General features: G+C 75.5%; 1 protein-coding gene. It reads left to right on the top strand.

Features of this window, described 5'->3' with window-relative positions; translation table 11 throughout:
- The coding region (locus ACYVE9_RS28520; RefSeq protein ID WP_461030776.1) for an amidase family protein at nt 1–929 on the top strand (929 nt) is incomplete at both ends.

The raw sequence follows: 929 nt of genomic DNA, 5'->3' as shown, positions 1-929 counted from the left end.
TCCAGCGGCGGCAGCGCCGCGGCGGTGGCGCTCGGCGCGGGACCGCTGTCGCTGGGCACCGACGGCGGCGGATCGGTGCGCATCCCGGCGTCGTTCTGCGGGATCTTCGCGCTGAAACCGACGTACGGGCGGGTGCCGCTCTACCCGGCCAGCGCGTTCGGCACCCTCGCCCACGTGGGCCCGATGACCCGGGACGCCGCGGACGCCGCGCTGCTGATGGACGTCATCACCGATCCCGACCCGCGGGACTGGTCCCAACTGGGTCCGGTCGCGGGCAGTTTCCGGGACCAGCTGGCCGGCGGCGTGAGCGGGCTGCGGATCGCCTGGTCGCCGGACTTCGGCGGCCGGGTGGCGGTGGATCCGCAGGTGGCCGCCTCCGTGCGGGCCGCCGTCGAGCTGCTGGCGGAGTCGGGCGCCCGGGTGGAGGAGGTCGACCCGGGCTTCGAGGACCCGGTGGACGCCTTCCACACCCTGTGGTTCGCCGGCGCGGCCCGGGTGACCCAGGGCTTCACCGAGGAGCAACGCGCGCGCATGGACCCGGGGTTGCGGGAGATCTGCGAGCAGGGTGCGGCCCGTTCGGCGCTGGAGTACCTGGCGGCGGTGGACGTGCGGATGGCGCTCGGCGCCCGCATGGGGGCCTTCCACGAGCGGTACGACCTGCTGGTGACGCCCACCATGCCGCTGACCGCCTTCGGCAACGGGCGTGAGGTGCCGGAGGGTTCGGCACACACCCGGTGGACGGGCTGGACGCCGTTCTCCTACCCGTTCAACCTGACGCAGCAGCCCGCGGCGAGCGTGCCGTGCGGGGTGGACGAGGACGGGCTGCCGATCGGCGTGCAGGTGGTGGCCGCCCGGCACCGGGACGCGCTGGTGCTGCGGGCCTGCCACACGCTGTACGGGACGGGCGTCGCCCGCCTGCCGGCGCCCCG

The sequence above is a fragment of the Streptomyces sparsus genome, from assembly GCF_054776295.1.
The sequence above is the reverse complement of the archived record's forward strand: the minus strand, read 5'-3'. Positions and strand labels throughout refer to the sequence as shown.